Source organism: Pontixanthobacter gangjinensis (genome assembly GCF_009827545.1).
GTDB lineage: Bacteria > Pseudomonadota > Alphaproteobacteria > Sphingomonadales > Sphingomonadaceae > Pontixanthobacter > Pontixanthobacter gangjinensis.
In genome coordinates, this window is record NZ_WTYS01000001.1 from 69,459 (window position 1) to 94,345 (window position 24,887).

Annotated in this window: 26 protein-coding genes and 2 tRNA genes; 17 read left to right on the top strand and 11 right to left on the bottom strand. The window is 55.9% G+C overall.

Annotated features, from left to right (window positions below; all coding sequences use genetic code 11):
• Nucleotides 1-38: 38 nt before the first annotated feature.
• The 3 genes from msrB to GRI36_RS00340 all read right to left on the bottom strand — a co-directional run bounded on the left by msrB (nt 39) and on the right by GRI36_RS00340 (nt 1,768).
• Nucleotides 39-452, bottom strand: a complete 414-nt coding sequence (gene msrB / locus GRI36_RS00330) for a peptide-methionine (R)-S-oxide reductase MsrB (RefSeq protein WP_160596655.1) — start codon at nt 450-452, stop codon at nt 39-41.
• Between the two features lie 217 nt (nt 453-669).
• Complete coding sequence (locus GRI36_RS00335) at nt 670-1,341, bottom strand: glutathione S-transferase family protein (protein WP_160596656.1); 672 nt, start codon at nt 1,339-1,341, stop codon at nt 670-672.
• Nucleotides 1,342-1,402: 61 nt separating this feature from the next.
• Entirely contained in the window at nt 1,403-1,768 is a 366-nt protein-coding gene (locus tag GRI36_RS00340; protein WP_235902122.1) for a hypothetical protein, read from the bottom strand.
• Between the two features lie 114 nt (nt 1,769-1,882).
• On the opposite strand from GRI36_RS00340, the gene GRI36_RS00345 reads away from it, so the two are divergent.
• The 5 genes from GRI36_RS00345 to fghA all read left to right on the top strand — a co-directional run bounded on the left by GRI36_RS00345 (nt 1,883) and on the right by fghA (nt 6,245).
• Complete coding sequence (locus GRI36_RS00345; RefSeq protein ID WP_160596657.1) at nt 1,883-3,313, top strand: NAD-dependent succinate-semialdehyde dehydrogenase; 1,431 nt, start codon at nt 1,883-1,885, stop codon at nt 3,311-3,313.
• Between the two features lie 56 nt (nt 3,314-3,369).
• Nucleotides 3,370-4,476 carry an S-(hydroxymethyl)glutathione dehydrogenase/class III alcohol dehydrogenase gene (locus tag GRI36_RS00350; RefSeq protein ID WP_160596658.1) on the top strand — a complete coding sequence of 369 codons (1,107 nt, stop codon included), beginning with the start codon at nt 3,370-3,372 and terminating at the stop codon, nt 4,474-4,476.
• 99 nt (nt 4,477-4,575) lie between these two features.
• Nucleotides 4,576-4,968 (top strand): VOC family protein, encoded by a 393-nt coding sequence (locus tag GRI36_RS00355; protein WP_160596659.1) that lies wholly within the window; start codon nt 4,576-4,578, stop codon nt 4,966-4,968.
• A 39-nt stretch (nt 4,969-5,007) separates the two neighbouring features.
• On the top strand, nt 5,008-5,388 hold the full coding sequence (locus tag GRI36_RS00360; protein ID WP_160596660.1) for a VOC family protein: 381 nt from the start codon (nt 5,008-5,010) through the stop codon (nt 5,386-5,388).
• A gap of 8 nt (nt 5,389-5,396) precedes the next feature.
• Nucleotides 5,397-6,245 (top strand): S-formylglutathione hydrolase, encoded by an 849-nt coding sequence (gene fghA / locus GRI36_RS00365; protein WP_160596661.1) that lies wholly within the window; start codon nt 5,397-5,399, stop codon nt 6,243-6,245.
• Nucleotides 6,246-6,348: 103 nt separating this feature from the next.
• Here fghA and GRI36_RS00370 read toward each other — a convergent pair whose 3' ends face one another.
• On the bottom strand, nt 6,349-6,537 hold the full coding sequence (locus GRI36_RS00370) for a sensor histidine kinase (RefSeq protein ID WP_160598958.1): 189 nt from the start codon (nt 6,535-6,537) through the stop codon (nt 6,349-6,351).
• 399 nt (nt 6,538-6,936) lie between these two features.
• Between GRI36_RS00370 and GRI36_RS00375 the strand changes: the two genes are divergently transcribed.
• The gene (locus GRI36_RS00375) at nt 6,937-7,992 is read left to right on the top strand and encodes a fatty acid desaturase (protein WP_160596662.1); all 1,056 of its coding nucleotides are present in this window, start codon (nt 6,937-6,939) and stop codon (nt 7,990-7,992) included.
• 139 nt (nt 7,993-8,131) lie between these two features.
• The gene (locus GRI36_RS00380; protein WP_160596663.1) at nt 8,132-8,536 is read left to right on the top strand and encodes a hypothetical protein; all 405 of its coding nucleotides are present in this window, start codon (nt 8,132-8,134) and stop codon (nt 8,534-8,536) included.
• Between the two features lie 71 nt (nt 8,537-8,607).
• On the opposite strand, the gene metW is transcribed toward GRI36_RS00380, so the two are convergent.
• A complete protein-coding gene (gene metW / locus GRI36_RS00385) occupies nt 8,608-9,213 on the bottom strand; it encodes a methionine biosynthesis protein MetW (RefSeq protein ID WP_160596664.1) in 606 nt (201 codons plus the stop codon).
• Nucleotides 9,210-10,307, bottom strand: coding sequence for a homoserine O-acetyltransferase MetX (metX, locus tag GRI36_RS00390; protein ID WP_160596665.1), 1,098 nt, complete (start codon nt 10,305-10,307; stop codon nt 9,210-9,212). The genes metW and metX overlap by 4 nt, the downstream gene beginning before the upstream one ends.
• Nucleotides 10,308-10,402: 95 nt before the next feature.
• Here metX and GRI36_RS00395 point away from each other — a divergent pair, with 95 nt between their 5' ends.
• Nucleotides 10,403-11,500, top strand: coding sequence for a pyridoxal phosphate-dependent aminotransferase (locus tag GRI36_RS00395; RefSeq protein WP_160596666.1), 1,098 nt, complete (start codon nt 10,403-10,405; stop codon nt 11,498-11,500).
• Nucleotides 11,500-12,405 carry a prephenate/arogenate dehydrogenase family protein gene (locus GRI36_RS00400; protein ID WP_160598959.1) on the top strand — a complete coding sequence of 302 codons (906 nt, stop codon included), beginning with the start codon at nt 11,500-11,502 and terminating at the stop codon, nt 12,403-12,405. Before GRI36_RS00395 ends, GRI36_RS00400 begins: the two co-directional genes overlap by 1 nt.
• Here GRI36_RS00400 and GRI36_RS00405 read toward each other — a convergent pair whose 3' ends face one another.
• The 4 genes from GRI36_RS00405 to ftsE are packed head-to-tail and all read right to left on the bottom strand — an operon-like array spanning nt 12,406 to nt 15,303.
• A complete protein-coding gene (locus GRI36_RS00405) occupies nt 12,406-13,116 on the bottom strand; it encodes a lysophospholipid acyltransferase family protein (protein WP_160596667.1) in 711 nt (236 codons plus the stop codon).
• Nucleotides 13,117-13,121: 5 nt separating this feature from the next.
• On the bottom strand, nt 13,122-13,652 hold the full coding sequence (locus GRI36_RS00410) for a YdcF family protein (protein ID WP_160596668.1): 531 nt from the start codon (nt 13,650-13,652) through the stop codon (nt 13,122-13,124).
• Nucleotides 13,649-14,581, bottom strand: coding sequence for a cell division protein FtsX (locus GRI36_RS00415; protein ID WP_202392074.1), 933 nt, complete (start codon nt 14,579-14,581; stop codon nt 13,649-13,651). Before GRI36_RS00415 ends, GRI36_RS00410 begins: the two co-directional genes overlap by 4 nt.
• Nucleotides 14,578-15,303: a cell division ATP-binding protein FtsE gene (gene ftsE / locus GRI36_RS00420; protein ID WP_160596669.1), complete on the bottom strand. Its 726-nt coding sequence runs from the start codon at nt 15,301-15,303 to the stop codon at nt 14,578-14,580. Before ftsE ends, GRI36_RS00415 begins: the two co-directional genes overlap by 4 nt.
• Nucleotides 15,304-15,473: 170 nt before the next feature.
• Here ftsE and GRI36_RS00425 point away from each other — a divergent pair, with 170 nt between their 5' ends.
• Nucleotides 15,474-16,346: a zinc-ribbon domain-containing protein gene (locus tag GRI36_RS00425; protein ID WP_160596670.1), complete on the top strand. Its 873-nt coding sequence runs from the start codon at nt 15,474-15,476 to the stop codon at nt 16,344-16,346.
• A 145-nt stretch (nt 16,347-16,491) separates the two neighbouring features.
• Nucleotides 16,492-16,578 (top strand) — tRNA-Leu (locus tag GRI36_RS00430).
• Between the two features lie 628 nt (nt 16,579-17,206).
• Here GRI36_RS00430 and GRI36_RS00435 read toward each other — a convergent pair.
• Nucleotides 17,207-17,297, bottom strand: a tRNA-Ser gene (locus tag GRI36_RS00435).
• A gap of 219 nt (nt 17,298-17,516) precedes the next feature.
• Here GRI36_RS00435 and GRI36_RS00440 point away from each other — a divergent pair.
• The 6 genes from GRI36_RS00440 (at nt 17,517) to yaaA (ending at nt 24,828) form a co-directional block, all read left to right on the top strand.
• Nucleotides 17,517-18,386: a DUF1134 domain-containing protein gene (locus tag GRI36_RS00440; protein WP_160596671.1), complete on the top strand. Its 870-nt coding sequence runs from the start codon at nt 17,517-17,519 to the stop codon at nt 18,384-18,386.
• Between the two features lie 125 nt (nt 18,387-18,511).
• Entirely contained in the window at nt 18,512-19,687 is a 1,176-nt protein-coding gene (locus tag GRI36_RS00445) for an amino acid aminotransferase (RefSeq protein ID WP_160596672.1), read from the top strand.
• A 402-nt stretch (nt 19,688-20,089) separates the two neighbouring features.
• On the top strand, nt 20,090-21,466 hold the full coding sequence (locus GRI36_RS00450) for a hypothetical protein (protein ID WP_160596673.1): 1,377 nt from the start codon (nt 20,090-20,092) through the stop codon (nt 21,464-21,466).
• A gap of 12 nt (nt 21,467-21,478) precedes the next feature.
• Nucleotides 21,479-21,961 carry a hypothetical protein gene (locus GRI36_RS00455; RefSeq protein WP_160596674.1) on the top strand — a complete coding sequence of 161 codons (483 nt, stop codon included), beginning with the start codon at nt 21,479-21,481 and terminating at the stop codon, nt 21,959-21,961.
• A gap of 2 nt (nt 21,962-21,963) precedes the next feature.
• Nucleotides 21,964-23,856 carry a GMC family oxidoreductase gene (locus GRI36_RS00460; protein WP_160596675.1) on the top strand — a complete coding sequence of 631 codons (1,893 nt, stop codon included), beginning with the start codon at nt 21,964-21,966 and terminating at the stop codon, nt 23,854-23,856.
• A 186-nt stretch (nt 23,857-24,042) separates the two neighbouring features.
• Nucleotides 24,043-24,828: a peroxide stress protein YaaA gene (gene yaaA, locus GRI36_RS00465; RefSeq protein ID WP_160596676.1), complete on the top strand. Its 786-nt coding sequence runs from the start codon at nt 24,043-24,045 to the stop codon at nt 24,826-24,828.
• Nucleotides 24,829-24,887 lie beyond the last annotated feature (59 nt).

Consider the following 24,887-nt stretch of genomic DNA (forward strand, 5'->3'; position numbering starts at 1 on the left):
TAGAACAGTTGTAACGCTGCGTGAACGGAGAAAGCGATTTAGTCGTCAGTTGAGTCATCAGGAGCGAAATCAAGAGAGGCGCTGTTGATACAATACCGCAATCCCCCCGCCTCGGCCGGGCCATCAGGAAACACATGGCCCAAATGCCCATCGCATTTTGAGCAGGTAACTTCAGTGCGGATCATACCGTGCGACACATCGCGGTGCTCGGCCACTACGTCGCCTTCTGCGGGCTTGGTGAACGCAGGCCAACCGCAACCGCTGTTGTATTTCGCATCGCTTTCGAACAATTTGGTCCCGCATCCGGCGCAGACATATTCGCCTTCGTCATAATGCTTGTCGAATTCGCCTGTGAAGGCGCGTTCGGTGCCCTTCTCGCGAAGAACATGAAACTGCTCCGGCGTAAGTTTTTCGCGCCATTCGGTGTCAGTAGTGGATTTGGGGTCAGTCATTTCAGAACTCCTTGAGCCTGAGATATAGGAAGTCTTTGTTTAGCCTCAAGCTCGTGTTCTTTTGGGCCTCGCGCGCCAGCAGCCGCATCCGCTCCCTTAGGTTGCCGCGCCAGTCGCACGTCGGCGGTCGGCCTGTAGCTGCTTGCCCCGCCAGTCTGGGCTAAACCAAACCTGCGGATGCAGACCCCCGGCGTTTGAGGCTAAACAAACGAAAAACTCATCCGTCAACATCGCCATATTGCTTGGGCGGCTGGATTACTTCCATCCGTTCGCTCAGCAAAGGTCTGAAGCTCGGCCTGCTTTTGAACACAGAATACCAGCTCTTCGATTGTTCATGCCCCTTCCAATCAATGCCGCCGAGATAATCGGCGACGCTGATTTGCGCGGCCGCTGCCAAATCGGCCAGGCTCATCCGCGAACCTGCAAGCCAGGGGCGCGTATCGACCAAGTAATCGATGTAATCGAGGTGGCCGTGGGCCATTTTCATCGCGTTCGACAATGCTCTGGAATCTGGCGGCTGGCGCAAGATCAGACGTTTCTTCATCCGTTCATGCAGCAGTGGGTGGGTGACATCGGCGAAGAAGTTTTCATCAAACAGAGCCACCAAGCGGCGAATTTCGGCGCGGTCTTTTACCGTACCATTGATCATTGGCGCCTGATCAACCGTTTCTTCGAAATATTCGCAAATCGCGCGGCTATCACACAGCGTGGTTTTCTTTTCTGCGTCATGCAGCACCGGAGTGCGTCCCGCCGGGTTCAGAGCAAAGAAATCATCATTGCCTTCCCACGGATTCTCCCGCCACAATTCATAGCCGACGCCCTTCTCGCTAAGCAGCAAGCGGACCTTTCGGCTGAACGGGCAAAGAGGGAATTGATACAAACGCCACATTGTCACGCTAATGCAGCAAGCATCGCGTCGCGTCTATATAGCGCAGTTTGGCAATTCACCTTTAAATGCCTGACGCTTCGAGCATAATCAGGCATGACGGCATCACTTCGTCAATATTGCTATCATCTCGCAATTCTTGCGCCTTTTGCTGGATTAGTGTCGCGACGGCGAGCCGGTCCAAACCCGTCTCGTCCATAATCCGCGCTGAACTGCGCACAAAGAACTCGCGGCCCCGTTCAGCCAAGAGCGGATAGCGTAATGCCTGACGCTCTCCGCGAGTTTGCGCCTGAGCAGTTAGCGCGAAAGCGGCGGAGCAACGAAGCGCCGCCTTTTGTTCCAGCGTTAATTGCTGGCCCGGCTGTGCGGAAATATTGGTGGCGGTCATTGCGGCCAATAGCGCTGCGGTTGGAACGATAAGTCTGGTCATCCTTTGAACGATAGAGAAGCCCGGATGAACAATCACCTGACAAGTTTTATTCGCAATCACGATTTGAAAACCCCATCTCTGCCGCAACGCAGCAATCCATCAAGGACCTTAAAAATGAGCAATTACCCCTCACTCCATCTCCTAATCGGCGGCAAGGAAATTTCCGGCGCTGGGCGCAAATCGGGCGAAGTGCTCAATCCGGCCACCGGCGAAGTGCTGGGTTCGGTTCCGCATGCGACCGCCGAAGATCTCGATGACGCTCTCGAGCATGCAGCCACGGGCTTCGCAATCTGGCGCGCTACCCCGCCTGAACAACGTGCGGCGGTCATCACCAAAGCTGCCGCGTTGATGCGCGAGCGCGTTGGCGCAATCGCCGAAGCACTAACATTGGAACAGGGTAAGACGTTACCCGAAGCCAAGGGCGAAACCATTTACGGTGCAATGCTGCTGGAATTCTATGCTGGCGAGTGTAAGCGCCTCTATGGTCGCACGATGGTCCGCCCCGCAGGCAAGCGCGCCGAGGTGCGGTATGAACCTGTTGGTCCGGTCGCAGCGTTTGCGGCGTGGAATTTTCCTGTCATCAACATTGTCCGCAAAGTCGGCGGCGCGGTTGCGGCAGGCTGTTCGGTCATCGTCAAACCATCCGAAGAAACACCGGCGGCGGCGCTGGCCACGGTGCAATGTTTGCTTGATGCCGGAATGCCTGCCGAGGTTTGCCAAGTTGTGTTCGGCGTGCCCGACGATGTCAGCTGCCATCTTCTCGGATCTTCCATCATCCGCAAAGTCAGCTTCACCGGTTCGACCAAAGTGGGCAAACATTTGGTCAAACTGGCGGCCGATGATTTGAAACGCACAACGATGGAGCTTGGCGGCCACGGGCCAGTGCTGGTCTTCGAAGATTCTGATATTGAAAAAGCGCTAGATGTGATGGCTCCAAATGCGTTCCGCAATGCAGGGCAAGTTTGCGTCAGCCCAACACGCTTCATTGTCGAAGAACCGATTTTCGAGAAATTCCGCGATGGATTTATCGAGCGGGTCAAAGGCATCAAAGTTGGCAATGGTATGGAAGACGGCGTCCAAATGGGTCCGATGGCTAATGATCGCGGCCCCGACCAGATCGAGCGGATGGTCACAGAGGCGGTCGAAAAGGGCGGCAAGCTGGAAACCGGCGGCGAACGGATTGGCAATCAGGGATATTTCTACGCCCCAACTGTCCTGTCCGAAGTCCCGACCGATGCCGAAATTATGAATGAAGAACCGTTCGGCCCAGTTGCCATCATCAACCGCTACGCAGGCGAAGCCGAAATGATCGAGGAAGCCAACCGTCTGCCATACGGACTGGCTGCTTATGCGTGGTCGTCGGACCCTGCGCGCCAGGAACGTCTAATCGCCCAAATCGAGGCCGGTATGGTCGCGGTCAATAGCGGCGGCGTCAGCGCGGTCGATATGCCGTTTGGCGGCGTGAAATGGTCGGGTCACGGACATGAAGACGGTGCCGAAGGCGTGATGGCCTGCATGGTGACCAAATCTGTTCACGTTGGTTGACGAGAGGCTCAATAGTCTCGAAAAGAAACTGAACTGTTACCGGAGATTTCTGTCGCATGAAAACTAGAGCCGCGGTCGCCTTTGAAGCCAAACAACCGCTCGAAATCGTCGAGCTTGATCTGGAAGGCCCCAAGGCGGGCGAGGTGCTGGTCGAAATCATGGCGACAGGAATCTGCCACACTGATGCTTATACGCTCGATGGCCTCGACAGTGAGGGGCTGTTCCCCTCCGTACTAGGTCACGAAGGTGCTGGCATAGTGCGCGAAATCGGCGCGGGCGTGTCCTCGGTCGCGGTGGGCGATCACGTGATCCCGCTTTACACGCCCGAATGTCGGCAGTGCAAAATGTGCCTGAGCGGCAAGACCAATCTGTGCAGCGCGATCCGCGAGACGCAAGGCAAGGGGCTGATGCCTGACGGGACTTCGCGGTTTAGTTATAAAGGGCAAACGATTTTCCACTATATGGGCTGCTCGACCTTTTCGAACTTCACCGTCCTGCCCGAAATTGCGGTGGCGAAGATTCGCGAGGACGCGCCGTTTCACACCAGCTGCTATGTCGGTTGCGGCGTGACCACCGGGGTCGGCGCAGTGGTGAACACCGCGCAGGTCAAACCGGGCGACAATGTCGTGGTGTTCGGCCTTGGCGGCATTGGCCTTAATGTTCTGCAAGGCGCGAAAATGGCCGGCGCGGACCGGATTGTCGGCGTCGATATCAATCCGGCCCGCGAGCAGTGGGGCCGAAAGTTCGGTATGACCGATTTCGTCAATCCGAAGGATGTTGGCGATGTTGTGGCAACCCTTGTAAATATGCTCGATGGCGGGGCTGACTACAGCTTCGACTGCACCGGCAACACCGATGTCATGCGGCAGGCGCTCGAATGTTGCCACAAGGGATGGGGCACCAGTATCATCATCGGTGTGGCAGAGGCTGGCAAGACTATCGAAACGCGCCCGTTTCAGCTCGTCACCGGACGCAACTGGCGCGGGACCGCTTTCGGCGGAGCCAAGGGCCGGACCGATGTGCCCAAGATTGTCGACTGGTATATGGACGGCAAAATCCAGATCGACCCGATGATCACACACCAGCTGACCCTAGACGAAATCAACAAGGGTTTTGACCTGATGCACGCGGGTGAAAGCATCCGCAGCGTGGTGGTGTATTGAAGTAAACACTATCCCGGCGAAAACCGGGATCGCTCGTCACCGGACGCGCAATTAAAACAGATCCCAGCCTCCGCTGGGATGACGGAGAAGGAGAGAGAAATGCTGAATCACATTATGATCGGCTCTGCCGACATCGAGAAGTCCAAGAAATTCTATAATGCAGTACTGGGCGTGCTGGGTGCGGGCGAGCCAATGGCGCATGTCAACGACACCGGCCAGACTCGCCTGTTCTATGCGCATGACGGATCAACCTTCAGCGTCAGCGAACCGATCAATGGCCAGCCGGTAATCGCGTCAAACGGCAGCACCATCGGGTTTGCCTGCAATTCACCCGAACAAGTTACGCAACTGCACGATGTTGCAGTGGCCAATGGCGGCACCAGCATCGAAGACCCGCCCGGCCTGCGCGATGGCAGCATGGGCCCTATGTATCTGTGTTACTTTACCGATCCCGATGGCCACAAAATTTGCGGCATCCATCGCCCAGCTTAAGCGCCAGCCCAACCCAAGTTCCTATCAGGAGAGAACCCTATGTTCAGCCACGTAATGGTCGGTGCCGATGATATCGATGCCGCGAAAAAATTCTACGACGCCTGTTTCATCGCACTTGGCGGCCGCGAAGGATCGGCCGATCCCAAAGGTCGTGTGATGTATTTCAAAGATGGCAGCATCTTCATTGTCACCAAGCCAATTGATGGCAAGCCCGCCTGCCACGCCAATGGCGGCACGATAGGCTTCACCGTGGATAGCGAAGAAATGGCCGAGGCATGGCACGCCGCCGGCCTCGCCAATGGCGGCACCGCAATTGAAGACCCACCAGGCATTCGCGAAGGCGGCGGCATGAAAATGCACCTTGCCTATCTGCGCGATCCGGCAGGCAATAAAATCTGCACCATGATGCGGATGCCATAATCCACCGGATGGACACTGTAAGCGAAAATACCGCGTTCGGCGGAGTGCAAGGGGTCTATTCCCACGCCTCCGCCGAAACCGGCACCGAAATGACCTTCTCGGTCTACGTCCCGCCGCACGAACCGGGCGCGAAACTGCCCGTGCTATGGTATCTCAGCGGCCTGACCTGCACCCATGCCAATGTCACCGAGAAGGGCGAATACCGCGCCGCTTGCGCCGAGCACGGCGTCATCTTCATCGCGCCCGACACCAGCCCTCGCGGCGATGACGTGCCCGATGACGAGGCCTATGATTTCGGCAAAGGCGCGGGCTTCTATGTCGATGCGACCGAGGAACCTTGGGTCAAAAATTTCCGAATGCGCAGCTATATCGAACGTGAATTGCCCGCGCTGATTGCCGAATGCTTCCCGGCCGCCGATATGTCCCGCCAAGGCATCACCGGCCATTCAATGGGCGGCCACGGCGCGCTGACAATTGCGCTCAGAAACCCCGACCGCTTCAAGAGCGTCAGCGCCTTCGCCCCGATTGTCAGCCCGCTAAATTGCCCATGGGGCGAGAAGGCGTTGAGCGGTTATCTCGGGCCGGACAAATCCGCATGGCGCGAATATGACGCGTGCGCTTTAATTGATGACGGCTTGAGCAAGAGTGGGGTGAGCTTGCCGAACCTGCTGATCGACCAGGGCACCGACGATAATTTCCTGAAAGACCAGCTCAAAACCGGCCTGTTAGCGCTCGCCTGTAAAAAAGCCGCCATCCCCGCAACGATCCGGATGCAAGAGGGGTATGACCACTCTTATTACTTTATATCTACCTTTATGGCCGACCATGTCCGATGGCATGCGGAGCGATTGAGGTGACTCAATAATTATGCTGCCGGATGCGTAATGCCCGGTATCAAGCCAACAGCGAAAGCTAGTTCGAAATTAGCACGCAATCCATGCCAGCTTGCCGCAAGTTTTTTTACGACGGGTTGTGCATTGGCATCCTGAAAGTGAAGCACGTCTCTTCGGTGTTTGAGCTAACTTCAAGCTTGCCTCCGTGCGCTTTGGCGATCTCTGAAGCGATGAAAAGGCCGAGGCCCAACCCATCCCGATTAGGCAGGGCCGCCCCGCGAAAGAAAGGCTGGAAAAGCCGGTCGCGCTTCCGAATGCTCCAATCGCGAGCGCTTCATCACCGTTATGCAATTAAACAAGCCCACGCGGCCCAATCAATTTCCTACACGGCATTCCATCGCTAGACTCGTCTCACCGACGTTCCCCGGCTCGCAGCAATAATCGATGAGGCTCGGCCGGGTCAAAATTGGAGATGGCGACATTCGAAGGAAAGCATAATTGGTGGTCAAACCTTCGCTCGCGGAACCCGGTAATTTCATCCCGTTTCCGCAAACCCGGGCAAAAGTGTCACCCGTTTTCCAACACACAAAATCTTCGTTTTCATACATTAATCAGAGGTGTGTTAGGTTACAGGTGTAACCCTAGGCGGCTTTACAGTGACAAGCTGCCATTGCCCGTCTAGCGCTCGAATACAGAATATTTTTCAAGGAACACAATGCCTGACCTCAATCCCCTCGCCGAGCCGGTTCCAACCACGCTCGACCCGCGCAAGCTCACGCGTGATTTGCATGCATTCAAGGATTCGCGGACGGGCCGCAGCCTGTGGGAATTGGCGATCACGCTCATTCCCTTCATCGCGGTGTTCACTGGCACACTGATTGCCGTTCAGGCGGGATATTACATCGGCCTGGCGCTGACACCGCTTGCCGGACTGTTGTTGTTGCGGTTGTTTATCATCCAGCATGATTGCGGCCACGGATCGTTCTTCGCCAGCCGGTCGGGCAATGACTGGGTCGGGCGCGCAATGGGTGTGTTCACGCTGACGCCGTATGATTGCTGGAGGCGCTCGCACGCGCTGCATCATGCCGCGACTGGCAATCTGGATGCGCGCGGATTTGGCGATGTCGACACGCTGACTGTGCGCGAATTTCAGGCGCAATCAAAATATGGGCGGTTTTTCTACCGGCTCTATCGCCACCCGATTGTGCTGCTCGGTTTCGGTCCAGCCTATCTGTTTCTGTTGCGGCACCGGCTGCCTATCGGGTTGATGAAGGAAGGCGCACGATATTGGGTCAGCGCAATGGCGACAAATGTGGTGTCGCTGTTGATATTGGCCGCGCTGGTGTTCCAGTTCGGCTTTGCGACAACGGCGCTGGTGTTTTTCCCCTCGCTGTTGATTGCGGCTTCGTTGGGAGTGTGGCTGTTCTATATTCAGCATCAGTTTGAAGATGCACATTGGGACAAAAAGTCTGAATGGACATTTCACGATGCCGCCTTGCACGGCAGCACGCATCTGGATTTGCCGCAACCGCTGCGCTGGTTCACCGCCAATATCGGCGTGCATCATGTACACCATCTTGCCAGCCGCATTCCGTTTTACCGTTTGCGCGAAGTGCTAACCGCGCATCCCGAATTGCATGATATGAACCGCTTTACCGCGCTCCAAACCTTCAAGGCATTGCGGCTTGCCCTGTGGGATGAGGGTCAGCGCAGGCTGGTCACATTCCGTGAAGCGGCGATGATGGCGGGCAAGAGCGCGGAGCCGGGCTAGGCGCGAGTTTCTTCGAACCCCGACCGATTTCGCGCAGGCGGCCGATTTGCAATCAGGCAAATAACGGTTAGCGTGCACGCGGGCGCACAAACGGCGATGACGGTAATCACTGCGTTGCCTTGTGAGAATGGGGAATATTATGAAGAAGATTCTGATAATTGCGGCTGTTGCCTCTTTGGCGGCCTGTTCAGCCGAAAAGAAAGCCGATGAAACAGCAACACCAGCAGAAACCGTTGAAGTGGCTACAGAAACAACTGCTGCGGACGGCGGCCCCAGCATCGGCACTTTCAAAGTGACTGACGCAGAAGGCAAGGTAAGCATTGAAGAACTGAGGGCGGATGGTACATACACATCCACCTCTGAAGGCGAGGAACCCAAGACTGGCAAATGGGAACAGAAATCGCCCGAATCGTTCTGCTCAACGCCCGACGCAGAGGAAAGCAAGCAGACATGCTATGCCGAAACAGTCGGAGAGGACGGGGTCTGGACTTCAACCGATCCGGACGATGGCTCTGTTTCAACGGTTGAGCGCGTTGTGACCTAGGCTTCGCCTCGACATATTGTTACCAAGGGCATCGCTGCAATCAAAGCAGCGGTGCCCTTTGCATTCGGCCTCTACCTGCCAACCTCAAACAGAGCATATTCGGCGCGCCAATTTGCACCGCTTGCGCTGATTTCACGTTGGTTGGTGAAGAACCAGCGATTGGAAATGGTTATACCGAGGTCATTCGCCAGTGCCTCGAAATCTTTGACCGTGACGTGGTGAATATTCTGCGTTTCGTACCAAGTAACCGGTAAATGCCGCGTCACCGGCATCCGTCCGCCAAGCAGCAATGCCTTGCGCATCCGCCAATAGGCGAAATTGGGAAAGCTGACAAAAGCACGGCGGCCAACGCGAAGCAGTTCTTGCATGATCCGATCGGGCCGCGCCGCGGTTTGCAGCGTCTGGCTGAGGATTGCATAATCAAACGCGCCATCGGGGTAGAAAGTCAGGTCGCGGTCCGCATCGCCCTGCACCACGGACAGCCCGCGTGCGACACAGCGTTCGACGCAGGCTCCGTCAATTTCGATCCCGCGCGCATCCACTTGCTTCTCGTCACGCAGTGCAGCCATCAACACTCCGTCGCCGCAACCGACATCCAAAGCGCGGCTACCGTGCGCGATGTGATCGAGGATTACTGCAAGATCAGGGCGGAGCGCCGAATTTTGAAGAACGCTCATTCAAGAAACCCCTTCACCACTCGGTCAAGCGCGGGAACTTCGAGCAGAAAGCTGTCGTGCCCAAACGGCGCGCTGAGCTCAACGAAGCTGACTGGAGCGCCGGCGGCATTGAGCGCGTGGACCACATGGCGGCTTTCGGCAGTGGGGTAGAGCCAGTCGCTGTCGAAACTCACAAGACAGAAACGCGATGTGGTTCCGGCAAAAGCATCCGCCAATAGCCCACCATGCTCCTCGGCAATGTCAAAATAGTCCATCGCACGGGTGATGTAGAGATAACTGTTGGCATCGAACCGCCGGGTAAAGCCGCTACCTTGATACCGCAGATAGCTTTCGACCTGAAAATCGGCGTCGAAGCCGAAGCCTTTCTCGGTCCGATCTTGCAGCCTCCTTCCGAATTTTTCGGTCAGCCCTTCTTCGGAAAGATAGGTGATATGCGCCGCCATCCGCGCCACCGCGAGGCCTGCATCAGGAGTGATCCCGCTCGCATAATATTCACCATCGGCCCAAGCGGGATCGGCCATGATGGCTTGGCGGCCAACCTCGTGAAAGGCGATGTTCTGCGCAGAATGGCGTGCGGTCGTGGCAATCGCAAGAACACGTTCGGCACGCTCTGGGAAGTTTGCGGCGAGGCTAAGCGCCTGCATTCCGCCCATCGATCCGCCAACGACAGCGTGCAGCCTTTCTATACCGAGCACGTCTAGCAATCCGATCAAACCGCGAACCATGTCGCGGATCGTGATGACTGGAAACGCCATCGCATGGGGCTTGCCTTCCGGACCTTCGGACGCTGGACCTGTCGAACCCATGCAACTGCCGATTACATTGGCGCAAATTACGTGGAACCGGCCCGTGTCAATCGGCTTGCCGGGCCCAACCATCCGCTCCCACCAGCCAGGCTTTCCTGTAATTGGATGCTCGCTGGCGACAAATTGATCGCCGGTCAGCGCGTGGCACAGCAAGATCGCATTGCCCTTGTCCGCTGCCAATTCGCCGTAGGTTTCAAACGCGATTTGCACGCCTTCAAGCACTTCGCCACTATCCAGCGGGAGGGCATGCGGGAGCGTAATCGCGGAAAAGGCAGGGGTGGGTGCCATGGCAGCGCCGATTGGGGCACCCTAGCTGCGCTGTCAACGGAGCAAATTTTGCCCTCTGTCCTATTCATCTCAAAGCGGTTAAACGCCGCGCCGATATGACTGACAAGCCAACTCCAAAGCCATGGATCGAAGCAATTCACGCTTATGTGCCCGGCAAAGCACACGCGGATGACGGACGTGAGTTGATAAAGCTTTCCGCGAACGAGAACCCGCTTGGCAGTTCGCCCGCTGCGATAGACGCGCTGAGCGGGGCCAAAGTGCCTTGCGCCTATCCCGATCCTGACTCAGCCGAATTGCGCGCCGCACTTGGCACATTACACGGCATCGATCCCGCAAGGATTGTTTGCGGAACGGGTTCCGACGAACTGCTTAATCTGGCCGTTCAAGCCTATGCCGGCCCCGGCGACGAGGTGCTGTTTTCGAATTTCAGCTTCGCCGTTTACGAGATCGCGGCGCGCCGTTGCGGGGCAACACCGATAATCGCCCCCGATAGAGATTATGGCACCGATGTCAGCGCGTTGATCGCAGCGGTCACAGAGAAAACCCGCGTGGTATTCCTCGCCAATCCCAACAACCCCACTGGCAGCTATTTGACCGCATCTGAAGTTGCACGGCTTCACGCTGCGTTACCCGCCAGTGCTCTATTCGTGCTTGACCAGGCCTACGCCGAATATCTGACCGCTGATGAGGATGACAACGGCCTCGCGCTGGCAGCCGGACACTCCAACGTCCTTGTCACTCGCACGTTCTCCAAAATTTATGGATTGGCGGGCGAACGCATTGGCTGGGCCACCGGACATTCTGACATCATAGGCTCGCTAAACCGGATTCGCGGCCCCTTCAACGTCACCAATCATGGACAAGCTGCGGCGCTTGCTGCCGTGGGCGATCAAGGTTTCGTCGCCGCCTCACGCTGCCACAATGCCCGCGAACTGGCACGTTTTGTCAAAGTGATCGAAAGCCTCGGCAATCACGGCCTGCGCCCTTTGCCAAGCAAGGCCAATTTCCTGCTGGTATTGTTCGAAGGTAGGGTCACAGCAGAACAGGCCTATCTCGCCTTGGCGCAAGGAGGCTATGCGACGCGTTGGTTGCCCGGAGCAGGCCTGCCGCATGGTTTGCGCATAACCATCGGCACCGCCGAGCAGATGGATGATGTCTCGCGTATTTTGCGCGGCTTGATCGAGGCGATATGATGGCCATCGGTAACGTCGCAATTATCGGCTTGGGGCTGCTTGGCGGATCGATTGGCCTCGCGCTTGCGAAACATTGCCCCGAAATTGCTACAACCGGGTTCGATACCGACCCAGTCACAAGAGACGCAGCGCGAGCAAGAAATCTTGCGGGCACAATCAGCAACACCTCAATCGAAGCGGTTGCTAATGCCGATTTGGTGATATTGTGTGTGCCAGTTGGCGCGATGGGCTTTGCAGCAGAGGCAATTCGCGATGCCTTGCCCAAGAATGCGATCGTCAGCGATGTGGGCTCATCGAAACAGTCGGTGGTCGACACGCTTCGCGCGGCGCTGCCCGATCATTGCGTGATCCCTGCGCACCCGGTTGCCGGTACCGAACAGAGCGGGCCCGAAGCGGGCTTTGCCGAATTGTTTGAGCATCGCTGGTGCATTCTGACACCGTCTGCTGAAACGCCGCAAGATTCGATCGACGCGCTCAGCGAATTTTGGGAGCGGCTTGGTTCAAAAATTGAAATCATGGACGCTAAGCATCATGATCTGGTGCTGGCGGTGACAAGCCACATTCCGCATCTGATCGCTTACACCATTGTTGGCACAGCCTCTGACCTTGAAGATGTAACCCGCAGCGAGGTGATCAAATACTCTGCAGGCGGTTTTCGCGATTTTACCCGCATCGCTGCTTCAGACCCGACCATGTGGCGCGATGTTTTTCTTAACAACAAGGATGCTGTGCTGGAGATGCTTGGCCGCTTCACAGAGGATTTGACCGCGCTCCAACGCGCAATCCGCAGCGGTGATGGCGATGCGCTGCACGATTTGTTCACCCGTACCCGCGCAATTCGCCGGTCCATTATCGAACAAGGTCAGGATGATGCTCGGCCCGATTTCGGGCGCAGCGACCACTGATTATTCGGAAATTGTTTCCGGGGTTGGCGGCGAATTCAAAGCGTTAATTGCCGCGAGAACCCGCGCCTCAACCTCCTTACGGGGCAAACCTGGCGGAATGATTTCGCCAAATCTGTAGGTGATTGTGCCGGGCCGTTTGAGAAAGGGATGATATAGCGGACCGCTGTTCACCGCCACCGGAATGACCGGAATGCCGATCAATTTATAGAGCCCTGCAAAACCCGCTTGCAGCTTCCCGGCTTGACCATGCGGGGTGCGAGTCCCTTCAGGAAAGATTACTAAGGGGCGACCTTGCGCAGACAATGTTTTCGCAGCCGAAACCATAGCCCGCAGCGCTTTTGCACCATCGGTTCGGGCAACTGGCACCAACCCATAAACCTTGGCCGCCCAGCCCCACAGCGGGATCAGAAACAATTCGCGTTTTGCAAAGGGTGCGGGGAAATCGAAATTGGCAGGGGCATCAATCGCCTCGAAGAAACTCTCGTGGCGGATCGCGTAAAATACAGGACCATCGACGATCTCGCCTTCAATCGTAACGTCGATACCAACCAAAACTCTGAGGCACCAACGATGGAATTGGCACCAGTCCCGAACGATCGTCTTGAGCGCTGGCACGCTGAAATACATCACCAGGACCGACCCGATTATGAAAATCGGGCTGATCAAATAGAAAATCAGATAGAAAGCAAGATTACGCAGAATGAGCAACATCGGGCCTATCCTCGCCAAAGACTGGATGTGCGCGAGGCCAAATATTTGTGATATTCAAGAAATAGAATCCGCAGCGAAGGTTCTGAAGGAACCGCGTCCTCGACCACTTTGACATCACCCGGAATTGTCTGCCGCAATTCATAGGCAGCACGGCGCATGTGCCAATCGGTTGTGACCAAACGGAGCGATTTAACCTTGCCCTGTTTGACCCACTCTGCCGTCTCGGTCGCATTCCCGCGAGTATCTACTGCGCTAAATCCAAGCTCAACACAGCATTGCATGACATCCATCGGCACTTCGAATTGAGCGGCAAATTCGCCTGGCTTTACTTCCGGATCGACGCCAGTCACCAACATTGTCTTGGCCTCACCATTGGCCAGTACTTTCAGGCCGTGCTCAATCCGGCCAGCCGCCCCGGTCGGCACAATCACCGCAGTGGTTTTCACACCAGATACTGGTTCCGGCAGGGCGATAGTGAACCAGCCAAATCCAACAAACCAGATTATTGCGGCAAGAGCGAGAATGCGCCTTATCATAGCATCCGCCTCAAGGCTGCGATCACAGTCATCCGCGCTGTCAGCATGGCCAAAGCGACCCCAATCAATGGGATTAGCGCTATCAGGATCCAATCATACCAACGCAGCGCGCCGCCAGCCATCATGCCCGACCCCAGCTCATCAAATTGCTGACCTAGCACCAGCACAGCTGCGAGTCCGAGCGCAAGCCCCACAGCGCCGCCTAGCGTTGCATCAAACCCAATCGAGCGTTCGAATATCCGCGCAATTTGTGTGTCGGTGCCGCCGAGCAAATGGACAATCTCAATCGTGTCCTGATTGGTGCCAAGAGCAGACCGTGCTGCAAGCCAGACCGCTGCCGCGCTGGTTAAGCCTAGCAAAATGACCAAAGCCGCAGATAACCATTGAAGCGAAGCGATTGCTGAGAACACCGGCCCAAGCCAGCTCGACTGCGCATCGAGCCGCGCCGCCGGGGCCTCGATGGCCAGAATTCCGCGCAGCGTGTTCAGTGTTCGCTCGCTGGCGTCATCGCGCAGGCGGACGTCGATCAGCGCCGGAACAGGCACTGCCTCATTATCTGCTCCCACCCCCAACCATGGCTCTAGCAGTGCATCCAGTTCTTCGTCCGGCACACGGCGAATGGTTGCGACTTCAGGCCGCGCTGCCAATGCCATTTCGGCGGCCAACGCTTGGCGGTTGCGTTCTGCACTCGACGCATCGACAATCTGCACTGTAACCCCCCCAGCGAGTTCTGAACGGGCGTTGCTCGCAACGTTGTTGAGCGCCAAACCGCCCGCCGCCGCGATTACCGTCAACGTAATCATGATCGCGATCACCCAAGGCATTGGGCCAGCCAATCGCGCCTGAGGCACCAATTGTGCGGCGCGCTCCCCCCGAAACGGGTTTAAACCGCGCGCTGTCTTGCTCCCTATTGCGGGTGGCTTCTTCATAAATTGCCCCCTGACGCACGCGGCGGATAGCGTAGCGCACCAGTCGGATCAGATAAGCGCCCCTTATCAAGCCGCATAATTAGCGAAGCTGGCACTTTCTTAAGCAAGTGCACGTCATGCGTTGCCACCACCACAGTGGTCCCGAGCCGGTTGAGTGATTCGAACAAGCGCAACAATTTAAGCGCCATGTCCGGATCGACATTGCCGGTTGGCTCATCGGCGACAAGCATATCGGGCCGCCCAATAACAGCCCGAGCAATAGCGACTCGTTGCTGTTCACCGCCCGAAAGCGTCGCCGGCAGCGCATCCAGTCGCTCTGCAAGTCCAACCCAGTCGAGCATATCAGTGACCGGTTTACGCAAATCTGCCTCGCGCACTCCGGAAACACGCAGTGGCAGCGCCACATTATCAAACGCCGATAGGTGCGGCACCAGGCGGAAGTCCTGAAACACCACGCCCAGCCTCCTGCGGAAATTAGGCAGGCGGCGGCGCGGCATCGTGATTACATCGGTTCCAAACATGCGGATCGCACCGCGCGACGGCCGCTGCGCCAGATACATCAACTTCAATAGGGACGTTTTACCCGCCCCGCTTGCGCCGGTTAGGAAATAGAAGCTGCCGGGGAAAAGCGTAAAAGAAACATCGCTCAAAACTTCCTTATCGGTGCCGTAGCGCAGCCCAACATTATCAAATGTGACGCCTTCACCATCGCTCACACTCATGCAATGCACCGTTTTTTCACGTTTTTAGGTTTCACGTTTTTAGGGAGGCAATTTTTCATATCCCTTGCCCTATAGCCGTCCTTCGGTGTGGAAAAAAGCCACAGTAGTGCCTGCCCACAGTCCACAAAGCCTTGTTGCGATTCGCACACAGTCCTAAGGAGAGGGTAACCATGATTATTGCATGCCCTGCCTGTTCGACGCGATATGTCGTTCCTGACAGCGCCGTTGGCGTCGAAGGCCGGACTGTGCGCTGCGCAAAATGCCGCCACAGTTGGCATCAGGACGGGCCTGAACTCGACCTCAGCGAATTCAATACACCTAGTTCGAATGAGCCCGCCAAAAGGCCAAGTTCACAAGCGCCCGCAAGGTCGCCGGCTTCAAGTACTGCGGATAAGGCGGAGAAATCCGAGCCTGAATCCGATGTGCGCCCCGGCTTTACTAATACCCACCGAAGCGAAAGCCCTTCGCAATCGGACGTTCGCAACGCGGCAGATGCCAATGAACCAGACAGTCCTCCCCCGCCGCCTGTCGCTACGGCTGCGCCGGCACCAGAGGTCGCCGACGACTATGAGGATGAATTTTCGCAGTTTAATTCTGAACCACCATTTAGATCACGCCGTAATCCACTAAAAGTATGGACTGCGGCAGGCGCAGTGTTTGCAATGGTTGCGCTCGGCACTGTCGGCGCGGTTAGTTACTATGGGTTGCCGGATTGGGTTCCAATCAGCCGCCCAACATTCGCCGCGGGACAGCCCGATCTGGTGCTCGATTTTCCGGCCGACCAGCAAGACCGGCGGACCCTACCTGATGGCTCCGAGTTCTTCAGCGCAAGCGGCAAAATTACCAATCTCGGCCGTGAAACACTGTCCGTTCCGTCAATCTTGATTGTTATGCGGGACGAGCGCGAACGCATTGTTTACAGCTGGGAAGTGCCTCCGCCTCAAGCCAATCTGGCCCCGGGCGAAGACATTACAATTAACGAAGTCATGACCGATGTGCCCAAATCCGCAAAATTTGCGGAAATTGGCTGGAAGCCGAGCTAATCAGCAAGCTGACTTGGTGGTCGGAATTCCGGTATCATCATTAAAAATCATCGTATGACAATCGCACGCTTGCGCGGGGATAAGCGCTTTGCTAGTGGCGCGCTCCTACCAAGCGAGGCAGTCATGCTGCCTCTGCTGACTGAGTGCGGTCGTGGCGGAACTGGTAGACGCGCAACGTTGAGGTCGTTGTGGGCTAACGCCCGTGGAAGTTCGAGTCTTCTCGACCGCACCAAACAGTCCTGAGTGGGCTTCCGAATGTCGCTAAATGTGTGGCTGCGGCCATGAATGGCGCGGTTCTGCGCCAATTCGCTGCTGCCTTGAACAGTTTCAGGTCAGCGAAAACTCCCAAATCAAGAAATGCCAACTTTTTAACGAGCCTACCCCTGTGTCCCTTACGCCGGGTTAGCTGAGGGTACCGCAGAGAAGTTCATAGGTCTAAAGCATCTTACAAGCCTCGAAAATTTGTGCAGGATGGTAGGCTTTACTTCCGATAAAACTCTTCAGGCAGTTCCAGTTCACCACTTTAGTTTAGCAAAAGCGATATAGTAGCATCGGGACAGAAAAATTTTGATGCCGTAACGGCGGATCTTTCCACTACAAAGACCAATACGCCGAGCCCGGATGGTAAGATTGGGGCATTGGCTGAAGGCGAATCAGTAACCGCGCCCTTCGACTGCCAGGTCAATTGAGCGCCTCGCACGTTAAGCGCCATCCGGACGCATTCTCTACACTAGAAAATTTGGCATCGACGGGCGCCCAGAAGGGCGGAGCATCGGTTTAGCCGAATTGGCCATCAATCGCCGTATTTTTGCGGGATATGGTTGTTGCGGGCTATGGGAAGCCATTTGCGAAAAGCGAGATGGAGGAGACGGAGGGATTCGAACCCTCGATAGGATTTACTCCTATGGTTCCTTAGCAGGGAACTGGTTTCAGCCACTCACCCACGTCTCCGGATCGCAACCTAATGCGGAACGGGCCTATAACGAGGGCATGCCAAGGCGGCAAGTAGAGTCCTGACAATCGTGCAAAATACTCCGCTTGAGACACGGAAGGCTCGGTTCATCCCGATTCCGATTCGTTTCGTCGCCGGTTCATTGCCGCTTCAGCCCCGAAGGATTCTTTTAGGCCGGTACATGTCTGCCAGTTGCTTGCGCGGACACCGGAGGAAACATGAGAATATCCAACCCCGCCAAAATACATTGGGCCAAGGCAAAATGTCGTGCAGCCCTTGTTGCTGCGCTGAGTGCAGCGGCGCTGATATCTTCTCCGCTTGCCGCTCAAGCGATCGAGACTGTGGATCCTAACGAAACAATCGGTGCGATTGACGGTGATTTGGCTGGAGAGAATACCGAGCAGCCTGGTGATGCGCCGATTTATGCCGACGAGCAGGTGGCAGGCACGCCCTCCACCACTCCTCCAGAACCATCATTCGGTGACAAGATGTTGACCGGCACAGAACCTCCGGCGGAAGCGCCGACTTGGTCTGACCCGGTCATGTCATCGCCCGGTACCGCTAGTGAGGCAGGTGCGCCAGCGGATGCGCCAGCAGCTGGCGCAAACACCTACAAGGAAGATGATCTTATCGGCGCGGCAGAGGGCCTGTTTGGCAAGGGCGCTGAAGGCGTCGCCAATTTGATTCAGGATCTGCTGAAGGATCAAGGCGAACCCAATGCCTATATCGTGGGCCGCGAGGCGGGTGGGGCGTTTATTATCGGTGCGCGCTACGGCTCGGGCACGCTGTATCACAAGATTGAGGGGGAACGCCCGGTCTATTGGACTGGCCCATCCATAGGGTTCGACGCGGGGGCTAATGCGGGCAACACGTTTGTTCTCGTCTACAACCTTTATGACAGCGAAGACCTGTTCAAACGCTTTCCTGCTGGCGAAGGGCAAGCCTATCTCGTCGGCGGAATGCATGTCAGCTATATGCGGCGCGGCGATAAAGTGCTGATTCCGATCCGCGTGGGGGCGGGCCTGCGGCTGGGCATCAATGCCGGATATATGCGGTTTTCAAAAAAACAACGCTGGCTGCCATTCTAAGGCTGCCATTCTAAGTTGGGCTAAACGCGAAAGTGCGCGACCTTCGGGTCACAGGTAAAACTGAAAGGCACAATTCGCGAATATATGTTGCTAGGACGGGCTGCTCTCGGCAATGGGGGCACATCATGCTTGACCGTCTCAAACCCCAATCGCCCGATGCGCTGCTCGCGCTGATCAAACTCTATGCCGATGATGGCCGGGCCGACAAAATCGACCTTGGCGTTGGCGTCTATCGCACGAACGAGGGTGCGACCCCCGTATTCCGCGCGATTAAGGCGGCGGAGGCCAAGCTGGTTGCCGAGCAGGACAGCAAAAGCTACCTCGGCCCCGAAGGCGATCTTGGCTTTGTCCATGCGCTGATGCCCTATATTTTCGGTAAGGACGCAACCAAACAGGGCCGGATTGAAGGGATGCAAACCCCCGGAGGAACCGGCGCAGTGCGTTTGGCAGTTGCGGTAGCGCAGAAGGCTGGCGTTACGGCGATCCATATGGGCGTGCCCAGCTGGCCCAACCATGCTCAAATCCTGTCCGATGTAAACGTCGAGACTAAAGCGTTCGACCATACCAATGCAGATGGCACTGCCAATATTGACGCTGTGCTGGAAGTAATTCGCCACGCACAGAACGGCGAAGCGGTGTTGCTGCACGGCTGCTGCCACAATCCAACCGGTATCGATTATTCGAACGAACAGTGGGACCAGATTGCCGCCGCGCTGGCCGACAGCAAGGCACTGGCCATTCTCGACATCGCCTATCAGGGGCTTGGTAACGGACTTGAGGAAGATGCCTACGGCGTACGCAAGGTCCTTTCTTCTGTGCCAGAGGCGTTGATTGCTTACAGCTGCGACAAGAATTTTGGCATGTACCGCGACCGTGTTGGTGCGCTTTATGTGATGATGGAGACCCCGGACAAGCTTGATCCGGTGCTGTCCAATCTGAACGCGTTGGCGCGGGCCAGCTGGTCGATGCCGCCTGATCATGGCGGCGCGGCGGTGCGGCTATTGCTGCGCGATCCGGATATGACCCAGCAATGGCTGGAAGAACTGGAAAACATGCGCCTGCGGATGCGTGAGGTCCGCGCTGAATTGGCCAAGGCTGGCCATGCGGGCACAGTCGATTTGCGCCCACTCGGCCGCCAAAACGGTTTGTTTTCTGTGTTGCCGTTGAGCAAGGAGCAAATCCAGGCACTGCGCGATGATCATGCGATCTACATGGCGGGCTCTGGCCGGATAAACATCGCTGGTCTGTACTTGGGCAATATCCCAAAATTCATCGATGCGTTGGCAGCTGTGACCAGCTGAACCACGCCGCTGGCGTGGCACATTCCAAGCGTTCTTCAAAGCTGTGAGCTTCGGCTAGTGCCGCACAAAACAGCCCAATCCGTCCAGATGGCAGGAATGCTGGTGTAGGGGCTGCTATGCGGCATCATCCGCCGAATATAGTAGAGCGTGCTGCATCAGGTTACTCAATAAACGATTTTATTGTATGAATACGACAACCGAATAAAATACAGCCTAACTATTTAATAATTTTGTGTATTTAAATTTTGCACCCATGCCTTGCCAGCTCCGAAACAATTGAATAACCTAAGCACTAATCGAACAAAGATAGTTCGAGCGAGCAATATACAAGGTCGCCTGATTGCAAGTACCTGATGTCGTCAGGACAGATGGTGCCTGCCCGCAAATGCAGGAGACAATTCGGTGAGCAAATTGAAAACAATTGGCGCGGTGGGTGCCGCGATTTCACTGCTGGCGGCAGTTTCAGGGTGCCGAAATACCGAAAACGCTGAAGATGTCACAATCGCTAGCGGTCCGATCAATCCTGTCATTGATAATTGCAACACCACTGGCCCGGTTCTGTCTTCAGCATCAATAAGCAGCGAGACCGCCAATAGCGGGCTACCGTGCACTGTTGGCTTTGGCGATATTACAGAATTCAATCTTGCCAATCTGCAAATTGCCTTTGATTTTAACTCATGGCTGACATTCGTTGCCCTCAACAAGAAGTCCGGTGACTCCATTGAATGGCAGGGTTGGCAAGATCTAGGCAGTCTAATGCTCGCAGATGGCGCCGCGCCGCCTCCATTTGGCGAAGCCGTGCCTGCGCCGGAAATTTGCACAGGTGGGGCGAAAGGTGCGCCAGTTCTCCAGATGATCAGCAAAACACCGATTACGCCAACCGCGAGCATTTCTGGCGAGCCGCTGAACACAGGGCCGCTAATCGATCAAAACGGTAAATATGCCCGCTACCAGATCCTCGTAAATGAGCCGATGTACAATTACATTGTCGCCAACGATCTTTACAGCAGGGCAGGCCAAGCGGCTTTCTCTGACGAGATCGAATTTCCGGCTGGCAAAATGGAGCCTGATGGCAAGGGCGTTTTGGGTGCAATTGTTCTCAAGGTTTCCTGGAAAGTCATGGGCGAAGGAGATGACCCTGCCGCGTTCCAGTCCGTTACGGGCTATGTCTACACACCTGCATCACAAGGCGAGCCCGCAACCTGCGTAACGGAGCAGCTTGGCCTTGTCGGCATGCATATTGTCCATAAGACCGACGCAGAACCACAGTGGCTTTGGGGATCGTTCGAACATGTGGCCAACGTTCCGGACACCCCTACTTCAGACGGACATTTCAATTTCTACAATCCATCCTGCAGCGACTGCGATGTTAATACACAACCGCCCCAGCCGTGGAGTCCGTCGGTCGAGCCATTTCCTGGCGATTTCAGGAGCCAGATCATGCGGACGACGACCTATCCCAAAGAAGCGCTTGATAGTGCGGGTCGCTGGAATTCGCAGTTCCAAGCTGCGTTGGGAAACAGTGTTCTTGCCAATTACAAGCTGGTCACAACGCAGTGGCCGACCGACGCGAAAAGCAAAACAGACCCAAGCGGGGCACCCTTCCCTCTGTTTGCGGCGAACTCAACGATGGAAACTTACGTTCAGGCAACCCGCTCAGGCAATGGATGGATCAATACGCCGCAAGCCACGTCAAGCTGTATGGCGTGCCACAACAATGCGACCACCACAGATGGCAAGGAATCCGATTTCAGCTTTGTCCTCGAAAAAGCACAATAGGAGCGCGCAACCATGTCTAACGATTCTCTCAAAGACTTTGTCGCCCTCTCATCAGCGCTTACGGGCATTCCCGCTGGCAAGCTCCGTCCCGTGCTTGATACACATGGCACAGCGCAAACCTATCAGGATTACGCAAAGGCGCAGGCTGGCGATCAGTTCGAGCGACTAATGCAGGTTTACAGCGCCCACAGCGCCGAGCCGCCGGAAGTGCTCGCAAGCATAATCATCGAGCAATCGGGCGATGATATTGCGATCATGGCCCAAGCCGTGATGCTGATGTGGTATCTCGGAGCTTGGTATCCAATCGATGGGCTTAAAGCGTATAAAGCCGGAACAAGTAAATTCGCCCCATCAATTGTAATCTCCAGCGACACTTACACACAAGGCTGGGCATGGAAGGTCGGGCAAGCCCATCCAATGGGATATAGCGAGTTGCGCTTTGGTTACTGGAACGGCGCGCCGCAATCACTCAACGATCTGGCGGGGGGAGCATAATCATGGCGACCAACCAACATTATGACGTAGTCATCGTAGGCGCTGGCGTGTCCGGCGCCCTGATCGCCAAGCAGCTTGGTGCGGCAGGAAAATCTGTCCTGCTGCTGGAGGCTGGTGAAGACGGGCAGTTGTCCAATGCTGAGTCTCTCGAACGCTTCTACACGGCGCAGGCAAAAGTCCCGGAATCGCCTTATTCACCGCCAATCGTAACGCCCGATGCGGCAGGGATACAATCGCCAAGCAATCCCGATGAAATGACAATTGGCCGCGCCACAACTTTGATGCTGGACGAGGCAAATTGGCAGAAATCCGATCAAGCCTACATGGACCAGCAGGGCCCATTGGCCTTTGCCAGCACGTACGAGCGCATCGGTGGCGGGACCGGCCGTCATTGGCTTGGAACCAGTTTCCGGCTGCTCCCAAACGACTTCAAAATGAAGACGGTCTATGATGTCGAGGAAGACTGGCCGATCAGCTATGACGATCTGGAGGTATGGTATGGCAAGGCCGAGCACGAAATCGGCGTTGCCGCCAATGCGGCTGATCAAGGGTATCACGGGATCACCTTTGCGCCCGGCTACAACTATCCTATGCCGCAAATCCCTGATTCACTAGTCGATGCGGCCGTTGAGGAAGGCCTTTCAGTCCTCCCTCCTCAAGAAGGTATCAAGCTTGGTGTGACCAACACTCCTGCGGCCAGAAATTCGGTGCCATTCCAGAACCGGCGGCAATGCGCAGGCAACACCAATTGCATTCCGATTTGCCCGATACAGGCCAAATGGGACCCTACTGTCACGCTCTATGAGGCGTTACAAAACCCGCATGTTGCCATCCTATACAAAACTGTCGCCAAGGAAATCCTGATCGGCGATGACGGCAATGTCTCGGGTATCAGCTATCTGCAGTATGAAACGCTGGACGGCGGTGCGACGGGTAACGGCACAGTCTCCGCAGAGCGTTACATCATCGCCGCGCATGCAATCGAAACGCCGCGTCTGCTGCTGATGTCGACCAATGGCGGTAAATTGCCCAACGGCGCGGCAAACAGCAGCCTCGCAGTCGGCAAACACCTGATGGATCATCCGATCTATTTGTCATGGGCTCAAACCGCCGAGCCGGTCTATGGCTACCGAGGTCCGCTATCGACCGCTGGAATCGAAACGATGCGCGATGGAACATTTCGCAGCGAGCACGCCGCATTCAGGATCGAGATTGGTAATGAAGGTTGGAACTTCCCCATCGGTGATCCTTACACTTCCACACTCGATTTCGTCCTTGGCACCAACATAAGCCAGCTCAACCAAACCAAGAAGGCGCATTTCGGAACGGGATTGGTTGCAGGGCTGAATCAGGCGCTCATCAGCCAATTCCGGCTTGGCTTTCTCGTCGAACAAACTCCCGAAGATTATTGCGCGGTATCTTTGTCAGACACTTACAAGGATAAATTAGGTTTGCCTCGCCCCCGGATCACCTATGATCTGTCGGACTACACCAAGATGGGCTTCGTTGCTGCGAAGAAGGTCTCCAGCAACATCTATGGCGCGATGGGCGCGGAAGAATTTACCACGCATCCGACCGCTAAAGAAGCAGCCGCCGATCCCTCCAGTTTCTCCGTTACCTATGATGCCGGTGGCAAAGTCGTGCCCGAGGGCACTGCCGGAGCGACCACCGATCATTTCCGCTATTTCGGGGCAGGCCATATCGTGGGAACGTACCGGATGGGGGATGATCCGAAATCATCGGTTGTGAATTGGGAGCAACGCTCTTGGGACCACAAAAATATGTTCCTCGTCGGAAGCGGTGTATTCCCCACCGTCGCGACGGGCAATCCGACGTTGACCATTGCGGCGCTTGCACTGTGGGCGGCCGATATTATCCTCGCTGACCTTGAATGAGCTCTGGGCGCTCATCCGGTTTGACAGGGCGAGGGCTTGGAACGAACGCGTTCTAAGGATAAAGAACACGGGTTAGCTATTGATTTTGGCCTCCAGCGTGGCCAATCAATTTAGCCTGATCGGTGTTTGGGCGCGATGTTGCCTGCGCTGCACCTCTGCGACCACATCTGGAGCTTTCCGCAAACAATGATTACGCTGCTTTCACCTGCCAAGAAGTTGAATTTCGACCCGCTTGAAACCGGGCTCGAAATTACGCGCCCTCGCCTTGATGCGGATATGCGGGAAATCGCAGCGGTGGCCAAAACCCAATCGGCGGCCAATCTCAAAAAATTGATGCATATTTCGGACAAGCTTGCTGAGTTGAATGTTGAGCGTTTCAAGACCTTCGCCCTTGACGGTCGTAGTAATTCGGCAAAGCCGGCAGGCCTGACCTTCGATGGCGATGTCTATTGGGGGCTCGACTCCAAGAGCATGGATGACCGCACTTTGTCCTATGCACAGGATCATTTGCGCATTCTATCCGGCCTTTACGGCCTATTGCGCCCGATGGACGCGATCCAGCCTTACCGGCTTGAAATGGGCACCAAACTCAAAAACCCTCGTGGTAATTCTTTGTATGACTTTTGGGGAAGCCGGATCGGTGAACAGCTGATAGATGACCTTGCCGAACATTCCGACCAGACAATCGTAAACCTTGCCTCCAATGAATATTTCAAGGCGGCTAGTACCAGCGCGCTGTCTGCGCCGGTCATCACGGCATCATTCCTGAATGTGAAAGATGGCGAAGCACGCCGGTTGATGTATCATGTGAAATTCGCACGCGGGCTGATGGCGCGATGGATCATGGAGAACCGCATTGATCGCGCAGAAGACCTGAAAAACTTCGATACCGAAGGCTACGCTTTCGATGCCAAAGCCTCCACCCAACGCGAATTCGTGTTCACACGCAAACAACCGCCTGTAAAAAAATAGCTGTATTTCCCTTACGGTCTGCGACGTGCAAGCAGGGCGCGGGCAATGAAGCGAACAAA